The organism is Streptococcus constellatus (genome assembly GCF_902167705.1).
Taxonomy (GTDB): domain Bacteria; phylum Bacillota; class Bacilli; order Lactobacillales; family Streptococcaceae; genus Streptococcus; species Streptococcus constellatus_A.
Window position 1 is genome coordinate 60,194 of the sequence record NZ_CABHMZ010000027.1, and the last position, 15,196, is coordinate 75,389.

General features: G+C 38.6%; 11 protein-coding genes and 1 pseudogene. 9 read left to right on the forward strand and 3 right to left on the reverse strand.

Translation table 11 applies throughout. From position 1 onward, the window contains the following. Positions 1 to 86 precede the first annotated feature (86 nt). From arcA to FQ204_RS08455, 5 genes are all read left to right on the forward strand, one after another. Complete coding sequence (gene arcA, locus FQ204_RS08435) at positions 87 to 1,316, forward strand: arginine deiminase (protein WP_144210625.1); 1,230 nt, start codon at positions 87 to 89, stop codon at positions 1,314 to 1,316. A 23-nt stretch (positions 1,317 to 1,339) separates the two neighbouring features. Further along, positions 1,340 to 2,356 carry an ornithine carbamoyltransferase gene (gene argF / locus FQ204_RS08440; RefSeq protein ID WP_003025410.1) on the forward strand — a complete coding sequence of 339 codons (1,017 nt, stop codon included), beginning with the start codon at positions 1,340 to 1,342 and terminating at the stop codon, positions 2,354 to 2,356. A 289-nt stretch (positions 2,357 to 2,645) separates the two neighbouring features. Next, on the forward strand, positions 2,646 to 3,593 hold the full coding sequence (gene arcC / locus FQ204_RS08445) for a carbamate kinase (protein ID WP_003037454.1): 948 nt from the start codon (positions 2,646 to 2,648) through the stop codon (positions 3,591 to 3,593). A 237-nt stretch (positions 3,594 to 3,830) separates the two neighbouring features. Then, the gene (locus FQ204_RS08450; protein WP_144210627.1) at positions 3,831 to 5,333 is read left to right on the forward strand and encodes a YfcC family protein; all 1,503 of its coding nucleotides are present in this window, start codon (positions 3,831 to 3,833) and stop codon (positions 5,331 to 5,333) included. 24 nt (positions 5,334 to 5,357) lie between these two features. Continuing rightward, positions 5,358 to 6,695, forward strand: a complete 1,338-nt coding sequence (locus FQ204_RS08455) for a dipeptidase (RefSeq protein ID WP_144210629.1) — start codon at positions 5,358 to 5,360, stop codon at positions 6,693 to 6,695. A gap of 151 nt (positions 6,696 to 6,846) precedes the next feature. Here the strand turns inward: FQ204_RS08455 and FQ204_RS08460 are convergent. Then, positions 6,847 to 7,240: pseudogene (locus FQ204_RS08460) on the reverse strand (transposase); the annotation flags it as partial. 386 nt (positions 7,241 to 7,626) lie between these two features. Here FQ204_RS08460 and FQ204_RS08465 point away from each other — a divergent pair. After that, positions 7,627 to 9,333, forward strand: a complete 1,707-nt coding sequence (locus FQ204_RS08465; RefSeq protein WP_144210631.1) for a C69 family dipeptidase — start codon at positions 7,627 to 7,629, stop codon at positions 9,331 to 9,333. A 215-nt stretch (positions 9,334 to 9,548) separates the two neighbouring features. Here FQ204_RS08465 and FQ204_RS08470 read toward each other — a convergent pair whose 3' ends face one another. Both FQ204_RS08470 and queA read right to left on the reverse strand, forming a co-directional pair. Next, positions 9,549 to 10,022 (reverse strand): arginine repressor, encoded by a 474-nt coding sequence (locus FQ204_RS08470; RefSeq protein ID WP_144210633.1) that lies wholly within the window; start codon positions 10,020 to 10,022, stop codon positions 9,549 to 9,551. A gap of 10 nt (positions 10,023 to 10,032) precedes the next feature. Further along, a complete protein-coding gene (gene queA / locus FQ204_RS08475; protein ID WP_144210635.1) occupies positions 10,033 to 11,061 on the reverse strand; it encodes a tRNA preQ1(34) S-adenosylmethionine ribosyltransferase-isomerase QueA in 1,029 nt (342 codons plus the stop codon). 306 nt (positions 11,062 to 11,367) lie between these two features. On the opposite strand from queA, the gene FQ204_RS08480 reads away from it, so the two are divergent. From FQ204_RS08480 to FQ204_RS08490, 3 genes are all read left to right on the forward strand, one after another. Then, on the forward strand, positions 11,368 to 12,075 hold the full coding sequence (locus FQ204_RS08480) for a glucosamine-6-phosphate deaminase (protein ID WP_144210637.1): 708 nt from the start codon (positions 11,368 to 11,370) through the stop codon (positions 12,073 to 12,075). A 115-nt stretch (positions 12,076 to 12,190) separates the two neighbouring features. Continuing rightward, positions 12,191 to 13,567, forward strand: a complete 1,377-nt coding sequence (locus FQ204_RS08485) for a DUF1958 domain-containing protein (RefSeq protein WP_144210639.1) — start codon at positions 12,191 to 12,193, stop codon at positions 13,565 to 13,567. 79 nt (positions 13,568 to 13,646) lie between these two features. After that, complete coding sequence (locus FQ204_RS08490; protein ID WP_144210641.1) at positions 13,647 to 14,816, forward strand: MFS transporter; 1,170 nt, start codon at positions 13,647 to 13,649, stop codon at positions 14,814 to 14,816. Positions 14,817 to 15,196 lie beyond the last annotated feature (380 nt).

Sequence of the window (15,196 nt, forward strand, 5' to 3'; positions counted from 1 at the left end):
AAAGCGTAAACAAAAGATATTACAATATAACATGTAAATAGAACTTAAGGAAACTTAAGTCACAAAGAAAAAGAGGAGGACACAAGATGTCTACACATCCTATTCATGTTTTCTCAGAAATAGGAAAACTGAAAAAAGTTATGCTACATCGTCCTGGTAAAGAGTTGGAAAACTTGATGCCGGACCACTTGGAACGTCTGCTTTTTGACGATATTCCATTCTTGGAAGACGCTCAAAAGGAACATGATGCTTTTGCAGATGCTCTTCGTAAAGAAGGTATTGAAGTTCTTTACCTTGAAAAATTGGCTGCTGAATCATTGACTTCTCCAGAAATTCGTAATGAATTTATTGAAGAATATCTTGATGAAGCAAATATTCGCGGGGCACAAACAAAAGTTGCTATTCGCGACATTCTTCATGGTATAGAAGACAACCTTGAATTGGTTGAAAAGACAATGGCAGGTTTCCAAAAAGCAGAATTGCCAGAAATTCCTGAAGAAGCTAAAGGCTTGACAGACTTGGTAGAATCTGACTATCCATTTGCCATTGACCCAATGCCAAACCTTTACTTCACACGTGACCCATTTGCTACAATCGGTAATGCTGTGTCATTGAACCATATGTACTCAGATACACGTAATCGTGAAACACTTTATGGTAAATACATTTTCAAACATCATCCAGTATATGGTGGCAATGTTGAATTAGTTTATAATCGTGAAGAAACAACTCGTATCGAAGGTGGAGATGAACTCGTTCTTTCTAAAGATGTCCTTGCGGTAGGTATTTCACAACGTACAGATGCAGCATCTATTGAAAAACTTTTGGTTAATATCTTCAAGAAGAATGTTGGCTTCAAGAAAGTGATTGCATTTGAATTTGCTAATAATCGTAAATTCATGCACTTAGATACAGTCTTCACAATGGTTGACTATGATAAATTCACTATTCACCCAGAAATTGAAGGCGACCTTCGCGTTTACTCTGTTACTTATGAAAATGAAAAACTTCATATTGCAGAAGAAAAAGGCGATTTGGCTGAATTGTTAGCTAAGAATCTTGGTATTGACAAAGTTCATTTGATTCGTTGTGGCGGCGGAAATGTAGTAGCAGCAGCGCGTGAACAATGGAACGACGGTTCAAACACTCTTACAATCGCTCCAGGTGTGGTAGTTGTATATGACCGTAATGTTGTTACCAACAAGATTCTTGAAGAATACGGACTTCGTTTGATTAAGATTCGCGGAAGTGAATTGGTTCGCGGTCGTGGTGGACCTCGTTGTATGTCAATGCCATTTGAACGTGAAGAACTTTAACATTAGAAAGAGGAATAATTAGAATGACAAACTCAGTGTTCCAAGGACGCAGCTTCTTGGCAGAAAAAGATTTTACACGTGCAGAATTAGAATATCTTATTGGTTTAGCAGCTCACTTGAAAGATTTGAAGAAACGCAATATTGAACATCACTACTTAGCAGGTAAAAATATTGCTCTCTTGTTTGAAAAAACTTCAACTCGTACTCGTGCAGCTTTCACAACAGCAGCGATTGATCTTGGCGCTCATCCAGAATACCTAGGAGCTAATGACATTCAGCTTGGTAAGAAAGAATCTACTGAAGATACTGCTAAAGTATTGGGACGTATGTTTGACGGGATTGAATTCCGCGGATTCAGCCAACGTATGGTAGAAGAATTGGCAGAATTCTCAGGTGTTCCTGTATGGAATGGTTTGACAGACGAATGGCATCCAACTCAAATGTTAGCTGACTATTTGACAGTTCAAGAAAACTTTGGTCGTTTGGAAGGCTTGACTCTTGTCTACTGTGGTGACGGACGTAACAACGTTGCAAACAGCCTTCTTGTAACAGGTGCTATCCTCGGTGTGAATGTTCATATCTTCTCTCCAAAAGAACTCTTCCCAGCTGAAGATATCGTGAAATTGGCAGAAGGATATGCAAAAGAAAGTGGCGCACATGTCTTAATCACTGACAATGCAGATGAAGCTGTTAAAGGTGCAGATGTCCTTTACACAGACGTTTGGGTATCTATGGGTGAAGAAGACAAATTCGCAGAACGTGTAGCTCTTTTGAAACCTTACCAAGTAAATATGGACTTGGTTAAGAAAGCTGACAATGAAGATTTGATCTTCTTGCACTGCTTACCAGCTTTCCATGATACAAATACTGTCTATGGTAAAGACGTTGCTGAAAAATTCGGCGTTGAAGAAATGGAAGTAACTGACGAAGTATTCCGCAGCAAATACGCTCGCCAATTTGACCAAGCTGAAAACCGTATGCATACTATTAAAGCAGTTATGGCAGCAACTCTTGGTAACCTTTATATTCCAAAAGTATAATTAAAAACCAAAACCGTTTACCAACAGCTATGAGGGCTGCGACTAATAGCTTTAGTCCAGTCCTCATTTTTGATAGTGCTCGTTTTCATTTTAGTATGATATTAATAGAGGAAAAAAGCGATAGGATAAACAACCATAATTGCTGATGCAGTCACTCTCAGAGAAATGTAGTCTGAGACATTGCTATTCTAACCTCATTCCTACGTTTGTTGCAGCTGGATTCTATCATGGACTACTAAAATAAAATTGAAACACTATCAGGAGAAAACTCTAAGGAGGCTAATTATTTATGGCAAATCGTAAAATCGTTGTGGCTTTGGGAGGAAATGCCATCCTTTCATCTGATCCATCAGCTAAAGCACAACAAGAAGCATTAGCAGAAACAGCAAGTCATCTTGTAAAATTGATTAAAAATGGTGATGACTTGATTATCACTCATGGAAATGGACCGCAAGTTGGAAATCTTTTATTGCAACATTTAGCAGCAGATTCTGAAAAAAATCCAGCCTTTCCGCTTGATTCGCTCGTTGCGATGACAGAAGGAAGTATCGGCTACTGGTTGCAAAATGCTCTTCAAAATGCTTTACATGAAGAAGGGATTGAAAAAGAAGTCGCTTCTGTTGTGACACAAGTCGTGGTTGATAAAAACGACCCAGCTTTCACAAATTTGAGCAAACCAATCGGACCATTCTACACAGAAGAAGAAGCAAAAGCAGAAGCTGAAAAGAGCGGAGCTACTTTCAAAGAAGATGCTGGACGTGGCTGGAGAAAAGTAGTTGCTTCACCAAAACCAGTTGGAATCAAAGAAATTGAAACCATTCGTACACTCATCAATGCAGGACATGTCGTTGTGGCTGCTGGTGGTGGCGGCATTCCTGTTATCAAGGAAGACAACGGTCATCTTGCCGGCGTAGAAGCAGTAATTGACAAAGACTTTGCTTCACAATGTCTGGCTGAATTGGTCGAAGCAGATCTTTTCATTGTCTTGACAGGTGTGGATTATGTCTATGTCAACTATAATAAACCAGACCAAGCCAAGTTAGAGCGTGTTAATGTAGCTCAGCTTGAAGAATACATCAAGCAAGAACAGTTTGCACCAGGAAGTATGTTGCCTAAAGTGCAAGCAGCTATTGCCTTTGTAAACGATCGTCCAGAAGGCGAAGCTGTCATTACTTCTCTTGAAAACTTAGGTGCTTTAATTGAGTCTGAAAGCGGAACGATTATTGAAAAAGGATAACAGAGTGTTATCATTTATAGGTTGAAGACTGTAATAAAACTTTTTAAAACAATGTTGGTGTTTCCTATTTTTAGATTTGCTTTCTTTTGCTTTATTTTATTGTTGTGAAATGATAATTTTTTTGGAAATTACTAGTTTTTTTCATCTGAATATGTTAAAATATAGTCAAAGGAAGCGCTTTCTGGAAATGGGATTCGGTTAAATTTTTACAATTTGTTACATTTAGGAGGAAAACAAATGAGTGAAAAAGCAAAAAAAGGGTTTAAGATGCCGTCATCTTATTCCGTTTTGATGATTATCATTGCTATTATGGCCGTGTTGACCTGGATTATCCCAGCCGGTCAATATGAGTCTGATAAAGCTGGTAATCTAATTACAGGAACTTATAAGACTGTTGCTCAAAATCCGCAAGGGATTTGGGATGTCTTAATGGCTCCAATTCGTGCTATGCTTGGGAAAGAACCAACTTCAGCAGCGATTGACGTTTCGTTCTTTATCTTGATGGTTGGTGGTTTCCTTGGAGTAGTCAACGAAACAGGTGCTCTTGATGTAGGGATTGCGTCCATCGTGAAGAAGTATAAGGGTCGCGAAAAAATGTTGATTTTAGTCTTGATGCCTTTGTTTGCTCTTGGCGGATCAACTTATGGTATGGGTGAAGAAACCATGGCTTTCTATCCACTTCTTGTGCCAGTTATGATGGCAGTAGGATTTGATAGTTTGACTGCGGTAGCTATTATCCTTCTTGGTTCTCAAATTGGATGTTTGGCTTCTACTCTAAACCCATTTGCTACAGGTATAGCTTCTGCGACAGCAGGTGTGGGTACTGGTGACGGTATCGTTCTTCGTTTAATCTTCTTTGTTGTGATGACAGCACTTGGTACGTATTTTGTTTATCGTTATGCGGATAAGATTCAAAAAGATCCTACAAAATCTTTGGTTTACAGCCATCGCGAAGAAGATTTGAAACACTTTAATGTAGATGCAGTTGCTAATGTAGAATCTACTCTTAGCAAGAAACAAAAACAAGTGTTGGTACTCTTTGTCTTGACCTTTGTTCTTATGATTATGAGTTTCATTCCGTGGACGGACTTGAACGTAAATGTCTTTGAAAACTTCAACAAATGGTTGGTTGGCATTCCTGTAATTGGTAAAATTGTGGGTACATCAACTTCTGCATTAGGTACTTGGTACTTCCCAGAAGGAGCAATGCTCTTTGCAGTTATGGGTATTATCATTGGTTTTGTTTACCGCATGAAAGAAGATCGCTTCATCACTGTATTTATCAATGGTGCAGCTGATTTGCTTGGTGTTGCACTTATCGTAGCTGTTGCTCGTGGTATTCAAGTTATCATGAACGATGGTATGGTTACGGCTACAATTCTTCACTGGGGTGAAGTAGGACTCAAGGGTCTATCATCTCAAGTATTCATCGTATTGACTTACATTTTCTATCTACCAATGTCATTCCTTATCCCATCAACATCTGGTCTTGCCAGTGCAACAATGGGTATCATGGCGCCTCTTGGAAAATTCGTCAATGTTCCAGCAAGTTTGATTATCACTGCTTACCAATCTGCTTCAGGTCTTTTGAACCTTCTTACTCCAACATCTGGTATCGTAATGGGAGCTCTTGCTCTTGGACGTATCGAATTGGGTACTTGGTGGAAATTCGTTGCAAAATTGGCTGCTGGAATCTTTGTAGTAAGTATTCTACTTCTTATTTTAGGAACGTTCTTATAATAGGAAAATAACGAGGTGTTCTTTATGAAACAATTTTTAACCGAAGAAATTAAGTCTGATTATTTAGAATCGCTGAAAACAATCGTTTCCTACCCATCAGTTCTTAATGAAGGAGAAAATGGAACACCTTTCGGACAATCTATTCAAAACGTCTTAGAAAAAATGCTAGAGATCACTAGGAGTTTAGGTTTTAAAACTTACATTGATCCTCAAGGCTATTATGGATATGCAGAAATCGGTCAGGGAGAAGAACTCCTGGCCGTTCTCTGCCATTTAGACGTTGTTCCTGCGGGAGATTTGTCTGATTGGGAAACTCCTCCATTTGAAGCGACGATAAAAGATGGTTGGATACATGGGCGTGGGGTTCAGGACGATAAAGGTCCGTCCCTAGCTGCACTTTATGCTGTTAAAGCACTGATGGACGCAGGTGTGACATTTAACAAGCGGATTCGTTTCATCTACGGTACAGACGAAGAAACTCTGTGGCGCTGTATGGCTCGTTACAATGAGCTAGAAGAAACAGCAACACTTGGTTTTGCGCCTGATTCATCTTTTCCATTAACTTATGCAGAAAAAGGATTGCTGCAAATTAAGCTGCATGGCCCTGGTTCGCAAGCGCTTGCTATTGAGGCAGGAGAAGCCTTTAATGTTGTACCTGCAAAAGCAAGCTATACGGGAAATTTGGCGGATTCATTAGAAGCAGAGTTAAAAAAAGCTGCATTTGAATATGAACGGGCAGACGATACAGTCACTGTCATTGGTGTTCCTAAGCATTCAAAAGATGCGGCTGAAGGAGTGAACGCCATTGTACGTTTGGCAACAGGACTAAATTCGCTTGTTCAACACTCTGCCATTCAATTTATCGCTGAAGCAGTTGGGGAAGATGCTACAGGCAGCAGCTTGTTTGGTGAAATTTCAGATGAGCCTTCAGGAACTTTGTCATTCAATGTTTCTGGATTAAGCTTAGATCAGGACAAGTCTGAAATTCGGATTGACATGCGGATTCCAGTTCTTGCAGATAAAGATAAATTAGTACAAGAATTAAGCCAAATTGCTGAAAAATACCAATTGCGTTATGAAGAATTTGACTATCTTGCACCATTATATGTGCCGCTTGATAGTGAGTTAGTCAGCACGTTAATGGCTGTCTATAAAGAAAAAACAAATGATGAGAGTACTGCTGTGTCCTCTGGTGGTGCCACATTTGCACGCACCATGCCAAATTGCGTGGCCTTTGGCGCACTTTTCCCTGGTGCTATACAAACAGAACATCAAGCCAATGAACGAACTGTGATCGAGGATTTGTATAAAGCCATGGACATCTATGCTGAAACAGTTTACCGCTTGGCTGGGAATAGTTAGAAGAAAGTAGGAGTTAGAAAGAACTTGCAAATTGTACAGGAGTTCATTTTCCGCTAAACATCAATCAATCATTGCGTCAATGTGGTTTTGATAACGAAAAGATGAGATTGAACAAAAGTAGTTCAATGTCATTGTAGTGGGTTGATGTCAGCTAACATCTGGAGAGGACCGAATTGGTTCTCTCCTTTTTGATATTCAAAGTGATGAGAATTCTAGTTCTAAAGTTGTCAAAGTTCCGAAAGCCAAAAGCGTTGCGCTTGATAACCTTGATGAGGTTGTTGGAAATTGGAGTAGGACAAGGTAAGAGCGTTGATAATCTTGATTCTATCTTTCAAAACTGTCTGAAAGAGTCTCATTAACGAGCTTAAAGAAATGCTTGGCTTGTTTTTTCTGGAAATGAAAGAGCAGGAGCTGATAAAGCTCATAATGCTGTCTGAATTCATCAGAATAGCAGAGTAATTTGTTTATGATTTATACATTCGAAAAGTTAGGTGATAACACCGATTATGATTAAGATTTTGGCTGTCCTGCTGGATAATTTGGAAAGATTCAGAATGATGAAAGCGCAAGGAAATAGCTACTTAGGCAGGGACTATACCTAAGGTGCTTTTTATTGTCAGTTTAGTTGCTTTCATGATAGGTCATATAGGACTTTTTTGTGTTTAAAAAGCTCCATAATCTCTGAAGCAGAGTGACCCCTACAGAAATTATAGAACTTTATTTTTTTCTCATATAATCTATGGATATTTCTTATTTTTTTGGTCTTTCAGCATACATATTCTACATAAAAAAGATTTTGTGTAAACTTTGTGTAATCGCTTGCATTCCTATATTAAAAGAATATACTAAAAGTGAAATGTTGGTACTACGGTTCAATTTGCTTATGCTAAGATATTCTTAGTCCTGTTTATAGTCAAAAAGGAGATAGACTATGAAGAAAATTTTACTAAAACTGATGTTTGGTGTTATGTTGCTGTCCTTATTACCTATTCAGGTAGCTCAGGCCTGCTCCGGTTTCATTGTAGGTAAGGGGCTAACCGCGGATGGTTCTACTCTCTATGGTCGTACGGAAGATTATCCTTATCCGCCAGATGGAGGCAAACATAATCAGAACTATGTTGTCGTGCCAGCTGCTACTTATAAAGAAGGCGATAAGATCGAAGATGAGTCAAATGGATTTACTTATCCACATTTGGCCAATGAGATGAAATATACAGCAACCTATGATGCAGCGCGTGGAGACGGTAGCAACGGTAATTTTGGAGCTCATGGTTTTAATGAAGTTGGTGTATCAATGACAGGAACCGTTTCTGCGACACCAAATGACAAGGTCTTGAAGGTTGACCCGCTTGTGAAAGACGGGCTGCCTGAAGCATCGATGATTGATTTAGTTTTACCTCGTGCTAAAACAGCTCGGGAAGGAATTGAAATTGTCGCTAAGGCTATCGAAGAAAAAGGCTCTGCTGAAGGCAATATCATCATGGTTGCTGACCAAAAAGAACTTTGGTATATGGAGATACTATCTGGTCATCAATATGTTGCTATTAAATTCCCAGAAGACAAATATGCTGTTTTCGCGAATACTTACTATCTTGGCAATGTTGATTTTAATGATACGGAAAACGTCATTGCCTCTAAAGGGGTGGAGGAAGTAGCGAAAAAAGCAGATCATTATAAGACGGATAAAGACGGTAAATTCCATATTGCTAAATCTTATGGACCTGATGAATATGCAGAACGTAACCGTTCTCGGACTTTTGCTGGTATCAAATGGATGGATCCAGACTCTCCAGTTACTTATAAAGATGAAACCTATGATTTACTTCGTACTCCAAGTAATCCAAGTAAAAAATATACTGTTCAGGATGTCATTGGGGAACAACGGAATCGTTTTGAACACCTACCTCAATTTAAGGCAGATGATTTGGTAGAAGTTGGCAAGAAAAAAGACGAAAATGTTTACAAATATGCCCTAGGTAACGAAAATGTTATTGATGCCCATATTTATCAAATTAAATCTAAGCTTCCAAGTGAATTTGGGGGTATTGTTTGGTTAGGTCTTGCTCAAAGCCGTAATACGCCGTATGTGCCATTCTATGGTAATGTTGAAGATACCTATGAAGCCTTTAAGCCACGATCAGATAAATATGATGGTAAATCTTGGTACTGGTCTGTTTGGCATATTGACCAAATGGTGATGAAGTATCCGGAAATCTTTGGCACTAGCATTCAAGAAAAATGGAAAACAATGGAAGATCAGTGGGTTAAAGACCAAGCTGAAAGGGATGCAAAATATGAGGCGTATACAGCTGAACAAGCTAAAGCTGCTGGACCTGAAGTGACAAAAGAAGCTCTTGAACGCTCTGAAAAAATCTTTAAAGAAATTAAATCCGTTGAAAAGGAAATGGAAGAAAAAATTAAAGAGGAAAAAGGCAAAGATGCTGATCTTGTTTACACTGGTTATAATAAAGCAAACCTACTGGCAAAATATGAAAAAAATAAAAAAGATGCTGGAACAACAAAATCAGAATCGAAGAAGACGGATTCCAATCAACTTGGTTTCATGCTAATCATAGCATTAGTTGTGATTATTCCTGGATTTATCGCTTTCAGACGATTTAATAAGAAAAAAGAATAAAAAGCATGGCTCAATGTCAACTGTAGTGGGTTGACCTAACCTGACACTTAGAGAAGACTAGCTTGGTCTTCTCTTTTTTGATATTTAAGGTGATGAGAATGCGTTTCTTAAAGTTGTCAAAGCTCCGAAAGCCAAAAGAATAACCCTATAATCTCTGAAGCAAAGTTCACCCACTACAGAAATTATAGAGCCACAAAAATTCTAGTCTTAGCTTTTTAATCTTTACTAAAGAAGAACGGAGGTGCAAATTGTTTTAATTTGTTAAAACAGTCTTGGGCTTTTTGATTGTCCTCGCAGATAATCAAGCAAACATCGTCACCACAGACTGTCGCAACAATTTCGGAAAATTCCAGAGCGTCTAAGATAGAGCCGAATGATTGTGCCAAGCCAGGAAGAGTTTTCATGACAACTTGGTTTTGAACAGGACGTAGCATAATCAAGGCATCTTCCATATAAAGACGCAGCCGTTTTTCCCAACGTGAAGGTGCCATGCTATTGATAATGTAATAAGAAATATCTGCTTCGTGTACTTTTACCAAGTTCAAAGCTTTAATGTCCCGAGAAAGTGTGGATTGCGTCACTGTAACGCCGTTTGCTTTCAATAAATCTTGTAATTCTTGTTGTGTGTGAATTTTTTTCTCTAGGACAAGCGAGCGAATGAGTCGATGACGGCTTTCAATTTTATTCATATTTCACCTATTATTTTATAAACATAGCATCTCCAAAGCTGAAAAAGCGATATTTTTCATCAATGGCATGCTGATAAGCAGAGAGCACTAATTCTCGACCTGCAAAGGCTGAAACGAGCATGACGAGAGTGGACTTTGGAAGGTGAAAATTGGTAGAAAAGGCATCTACGATTTTCCAATCGTAGCCAGGTTTGATAAAGATGTTTGTCCAACCAGAGTCAGAGCGGATTTCCCCGTCAAACTTTGAACCAATTGTTTCCAGTGTACGGATAGAAGTTGTTCCAACTGCGACGACACGATGTCCACCAGCTTTAACTTGTCGAAGCGTGTCAGCTGCTTCTTCAGACAATGTATAGAATTCTGAATGCATCTCATGCTCGTCTACATTGTCTACAGAGACAGGACGGAAGGTTCCTAGACCAACATGAAGCGTCAGATAGACTAATTTTACGCCTTTGGCTTCAATCTGAGCAAGCAGATCTTTCGTAAAATGCAGACCAGCAGTAGGAGCAGCGGCAGAGCCATTTTCTTTGGCATAGACAGTCTGGTAGCGTTCACGGTCTTTTAGCTTTTCATGGATATAAGGCGGCAAAGGCATTTCGCCCAGACTTTCAAGCACTTCTAAGAAAATGCCTTGGTAATGGAAACGTACAATTCGTCCACCGTGTTCTAATTCTTCTAAAACAGTTGCTGTCAAGCGTCCGTCGCCAAAAGAAATAGCCGCTCCGACTTTTAACCGTTTGGCTGGTTTAGCCAGTACTTCCCAATCATCACCTGCGATGTTTTTTAAGAGTAGCAATTCAACGTGTCCGCCTGTTTCTGGCTTTTCACCATGAAGGCGTGCAGGTAAGACGCGCGTGTCATTCATGACCAAAGCATCTCCAGGATTTAATTGATCAATAATCGCATCGAAGTGGGTATCTTCCAGTTGACCAGTTTCGTGATTTACGACCAAGAGGCGTGAAGCATCTCGTTTTTCTAAAGGTGTTTGTGCAATTAACTCTTCTGGCAAATGAAAGTCAAAATCAGCAGTATTCATACATTCTCCTTAGGCTGTAATTAAAATCCATAACGAATAACAACAAGCAACAAGTGGCAGGCACATGAGTAAAATGCCTAAAATCAATAGGGTATAATGCCATATTCGCTTGGTTTTGAAAAGGAGCGCAGCGATAACAAATGCAACTCCCAGTAAAAATAAACAGAGTAAATAGACTAACATTATTCTATTATAGCACGATTTTTCTCGCAAACAAGCTCGGATTTTTTAAAAAGAAGCAAATTCTCTTGACAAAAATTGGTCTATACCATATAATATAATTAAGTAAAGAAAAGGAGTTCAACGATGAGAATTATTCAAGTGGAAAATCAAGTAGACGGTGGCAGAGTAGCCTTTGAATTGTTAAAAGAAAAATTGGCTGAAGGAGCGAAAACATTAGGTTTGGCAACAGGAAGCAGTCCTTTGAGCTTTTACGAGCAGATTGTTGAAAGTGACCTTGATTTGTCAGACTTAACAAGTGTCAATTTAGATGAGTACATCGGGTTAAATGGTGAAAATCCTCAGTCTTATCGCTATTTCATGCAAAAGCATTTATTTGCTAAAAAGCCATTTAAGGACAGTTTTTTACCAAATGGTATTGCTGAAGACGCGGAAGCAGAAATTCAGCGCTATAATCAGATTTTAGCAGAGCATCCTGTTGATCTTCAAATTTTAGGAATTGGTACGAATGGGCATATTGGCTTTAATGAGCCGGGAACAAGTTTTGACAGCACTGTTCATGTAGTAGATTTGGAGCAATCAACTATTGAAGCAAATGCTCGTTTCTTTGACAAGATAGAAGACGTGCCAACACAAGCTTACTCAATGGGCATTCGGAATATTCTCAATGCAAAATCCATTATTTTATTCGCTTATGGTGCTTCAAAAGCAAAAGCAATTGCAGGAACAGTAGAAGGACCGATTACAGAAGAATTACCAGGCAGTGCCCTTCAAAAACATGAAGATGTTGTCATTATCGCAGATAAGGAAGCTTTAAGCCTATTGAAAAAATAATATCTATTTCCTATCTAATTTTTAGGTAGGTTTTTTATTATTTTGAAAAAAGTTCGTTATCTTACAGGAAAAATGTGCTATACTAGAAGATAAGTGAAATTGTAGGAGGATTCTAGTGAAAAAGCTGATAGCTATTGTTTGTTTTTTTGTGTTGTGTGTGGGAGCAACCACTGTTCATGCGGACGAGTTAGTTGATATGGCGCAAAAAATGTATCCGAACGAAAAGGTCAATCCAATCAATCGTCCGAAATCGTCCTTGATAGTAGATGCTAATACGGGAAATATTCTTTGGCAAGATAATATCGATGAAGTTCGTGACCCAGCTAGCATGAGCAAATTGATGACTTTGTATTTAGTTTTTGAAGCGATTCAGCAAGGAAAGTTGAGCGAAGATACAGTTATCAAAGCGACACCACGCGATGAGGCAATTGCCAAGATTTACGAGATTTCCAATAATAAAATCGTAGCAGGTGTAGATTACACCGTTTCTGAATTGATTACGATGACCGCTGTTCCGTCATCAAATGCAACGACAGTCATGTTGGCCAATTATTTATCTAACAATGATCCAGATACATTTTTGGACATGATGAATGCGAAAGCGAAAGAATTGGGCATGACCAATACAAAATGGTTTAATGCCAGTGGAGCTGCAGCTGTTTCGTTCAAAGGTTTGTACACTCCGCAGCGCTATGACAACAACGCAGCTAATCAGACAACGGCGCGAGATTTAGCCATTCTAAGTTACAATTTTGTCAAAAATTACCCAAATATTTTAAATTACACAAATAAACCAGTTGTGACGGTGAAAAAGGGAACGCCGTATGAAGAAACCTTTGAAACCTATAATTATTCTCTTCCTGGTGCCAAATACGGCATTGAAGGTGTGGAAGGTTTAAAGACAGGCTCAAGTCCGCGAGGAGCTTTTAATTACATCGCAGCGATTCGGCGAGGAGACCAACGTTTGATTAGTGTCATCATGGGTGTTGGTGACTGGGCTGATCAAGACGGTGAATATTATCGTCACCCATTTGGCAATGCTTTGATTGAAAAAGCTTATGCTGACTATGAGTATAAAAAAGTTTTTAATGCTGGTGAGCAAGAAATCAATGGAAAGACTTATACCTTGTCAAAAGATTTCTATGCAACAGTGAAAAAAGGTACAGCAGCAAAAGCGGTTGTGGAAAATGGGGTATTGAAAAACGAGAATGGTCTGGAGCAACTTTCTTCACTCATTTCAGATGGAGAAAGTGTCACAGAAGTAAAGAATACTGCAACTAAAAACAGTACAGCCAAATCAACAGTAAAAACTGCAACAGCAAAGTCTAGTGGAAAAAGTTTGAAGCAACTTCTTTTAGATTATCATATTTTGATTGCAGTCCCTGTGGTGGTTCTTTTGCTGATTATCATTTTTGAAGTGGCAAGACGTAAGCAAAAAAGAAAGCAACGAGTTCATAGTGATACCCAGCTTTCTCGTCGTAACAAACGGTAAGCATACATTTGTAGAATAGAAAACTCGATTGGTTATTCCAGTCGAGTTTTGTCACATTTTTAAGGGAGAAGGGAAAGTCATGTTTAGGAAATTTCAAGATAGCTATTTTGCTTATTTTTTGATGTATAATTTTTATTTTTTATCATACTCATTGTTTTCAACTTTAATTTCAGTTTATATGCTGGATAAGGGTTATTCAGCTAGTCAGGTTTCACTTGTTGTTTCTGCCTCGTTCTTTTCTTCAATGATTGTGCAGCCTATCATGGGCGTTTTGAATGACGCGATTGGCATTAAAAAAGTAACCATTTATAGCTTTCTTTTCATCATCGTTGGAGCAATCTTTTTCATGCAAGCCAATAATCTCTTGCTCTTGACAATTTGGTACAGTGCTGTTTTGATGCTAATCAACGGTGTGAATCCTGTTATGGACGTTCTGGCTGCTAGAAGCCCTTATACTTATGGGAAAATCCGTATCTGGGGGACTTTTGGCTATGCAATGGGCTCACAATTAGCAGGGCTGATTTATAAATTCATCTCTCCGCAAGCAATTTTCATCGTGTTTATCGGTATGATGTGTGTGAGTATTCTTGGAGTGCTGGGAATTGAGCCAAAACAAGATCAGCATCCTAAAAAAGCAACACAAACGAAAAATGACTCTTATATCGGGCAAATTTTTAAAAATAAAACGTATTTATTTTATCTCATCATTGTGGCGCTCTATTCTGGAGTCGGAAATACTGGTCACACCTATATTCCGTCTATGTTAGAGCATAGTGGTTTAAGTGTCAATGTGGCGACGACTGTGGTAGCTATTTCTGTTATTTGTGAGTCGCCCTTGATCTTCTTTTCTTATCTTTTTATGGATAAACTTCCGATTAAAAAATTGCTTTATATTCCTCTGCTCATTTTGCTCTTACAGTATGTGATTTATGGTCTGGATTTAGGACTGACTTCCAAGATTCTTTTGACCTTGATGTCAAAGCACGCCACAGGAATGTTGTTGATTATGGTGACTTTAAAGATTGTTGCTAACGTAGTAGATGAGAAATATCTGGTGACAGCTATTGCCCTTGTTCAAACAGCCCGAAATTTGGGAACCATTCTTATCCAAAATATTGCAGGAGATATTATTGACAAATCTGGCTATGAAATGATGAGCTTTTTCTTAGCTGGTGTGATGATTGTAGTGCTTGTTTTAGTCTTCTTTTTGAAAGTGCCAAACAAGCCAAATCAGAAATTATTCGGCTAAGACAAGAGAAGTATAAAAAGCTGGACGAAAACCTCCAGCTTAGCATATTGTATAATAAGGCAATGACGAATTAGTTGCCGGATAAGGCTCATGAAGTGAGTCTTATCCTTGTTTACTTTTTAAGCTCGAAAGAGCACTTTTGATGAAAACGTTGTTTTCGTCATTCACTATCTCAACAGTCTCTCAGGCTATGGAGTGAGGCAGAATTAAAAATTTTCAAATTTTAGTTCTGTTTCACTCTTTTTATCTTACTCATTTAGTTTTTTCCTAAGATAAATTGTAAAATATAGTTCAACAAAAAATCTCATAGCGTTTCATTGGTGTAAACTGTAAGTAACCACACAAACAGAACCCGAGGAAAAACTATGAGCTACTCCTAT

Excerpts from the sequence above, each read along its gene's own strand:
- queA (WP_144210635.1), bottom strand. The coding sequence starts at position 11,061 with ATGAATACTGCTGATTTTGACTTTCATTTGCCAGAAGAGTTAATTGCA.
- arcC (WP_003037454.1), top strand. The coding sequence starts at position 2,646 with ATGGCAAATCGTAAAATCGTTGTGGCTTTGGGAGGAAATGCCATCCTT.
- FQ204_RS08480 (WP_144210637.1), top strand. The coding sequence starts at position 11,368 with ATGAGAATTATTCAAGTGGAAAATCAAGTAGACGGTGGCAGAGTAGCC.
- FQ204_RS08450 (WP_144210627.1), top strand. The coding sequence starts at position 3,831 with ATGAGTGAAAAAGCAAAAAAAGGGTTTAAGATGCCGTCATCTTATTCC.
- FQ204_RS08455 (WP_144210629.1), top strand. The coding sequence starts at position 5,358 with ATGAAACAATTTTTAACCGAAGAAATTAAGTCTGATTATTTAGAATCG.
- FQ204_RS08490 (WP_144210641.1), top strand. The coding sequence starts at position 13,647 with ATGTTTAGGAAATTTCAAGATAGCTATTTTGCTTATTTTTTGATGTAT.
- arcA (WP_144210625.1), top strand. The coding sequence starts at position 87 with ATGTCTACACATCCTATTCATGTTTTCTCAGAAATAGGAAAACTGAAA.
- argF (WP_003025410.1), top strand. The coding sequence starts at position 1,340 with ATGACAAACTCAGTGTTCCAAGGACGCAGCTTCTTGGCAGAAAAAGAT.
- FQ204_RS08465 (WP_144210631.1), top strand. The coding sequence starts at position 7,627 with ATGAAGAAAATTTTACTAAAACTGATGTTTGGTGTTATGTTGCTGTCC.
- FQ204_RS08470 (WP_144210633.1), bottom strand. The coding sequence starts at position 10,022 with ATGAATAAAATTGAAAGCCGTCATCGACTCATTCGCTCGCTTGTCCTA.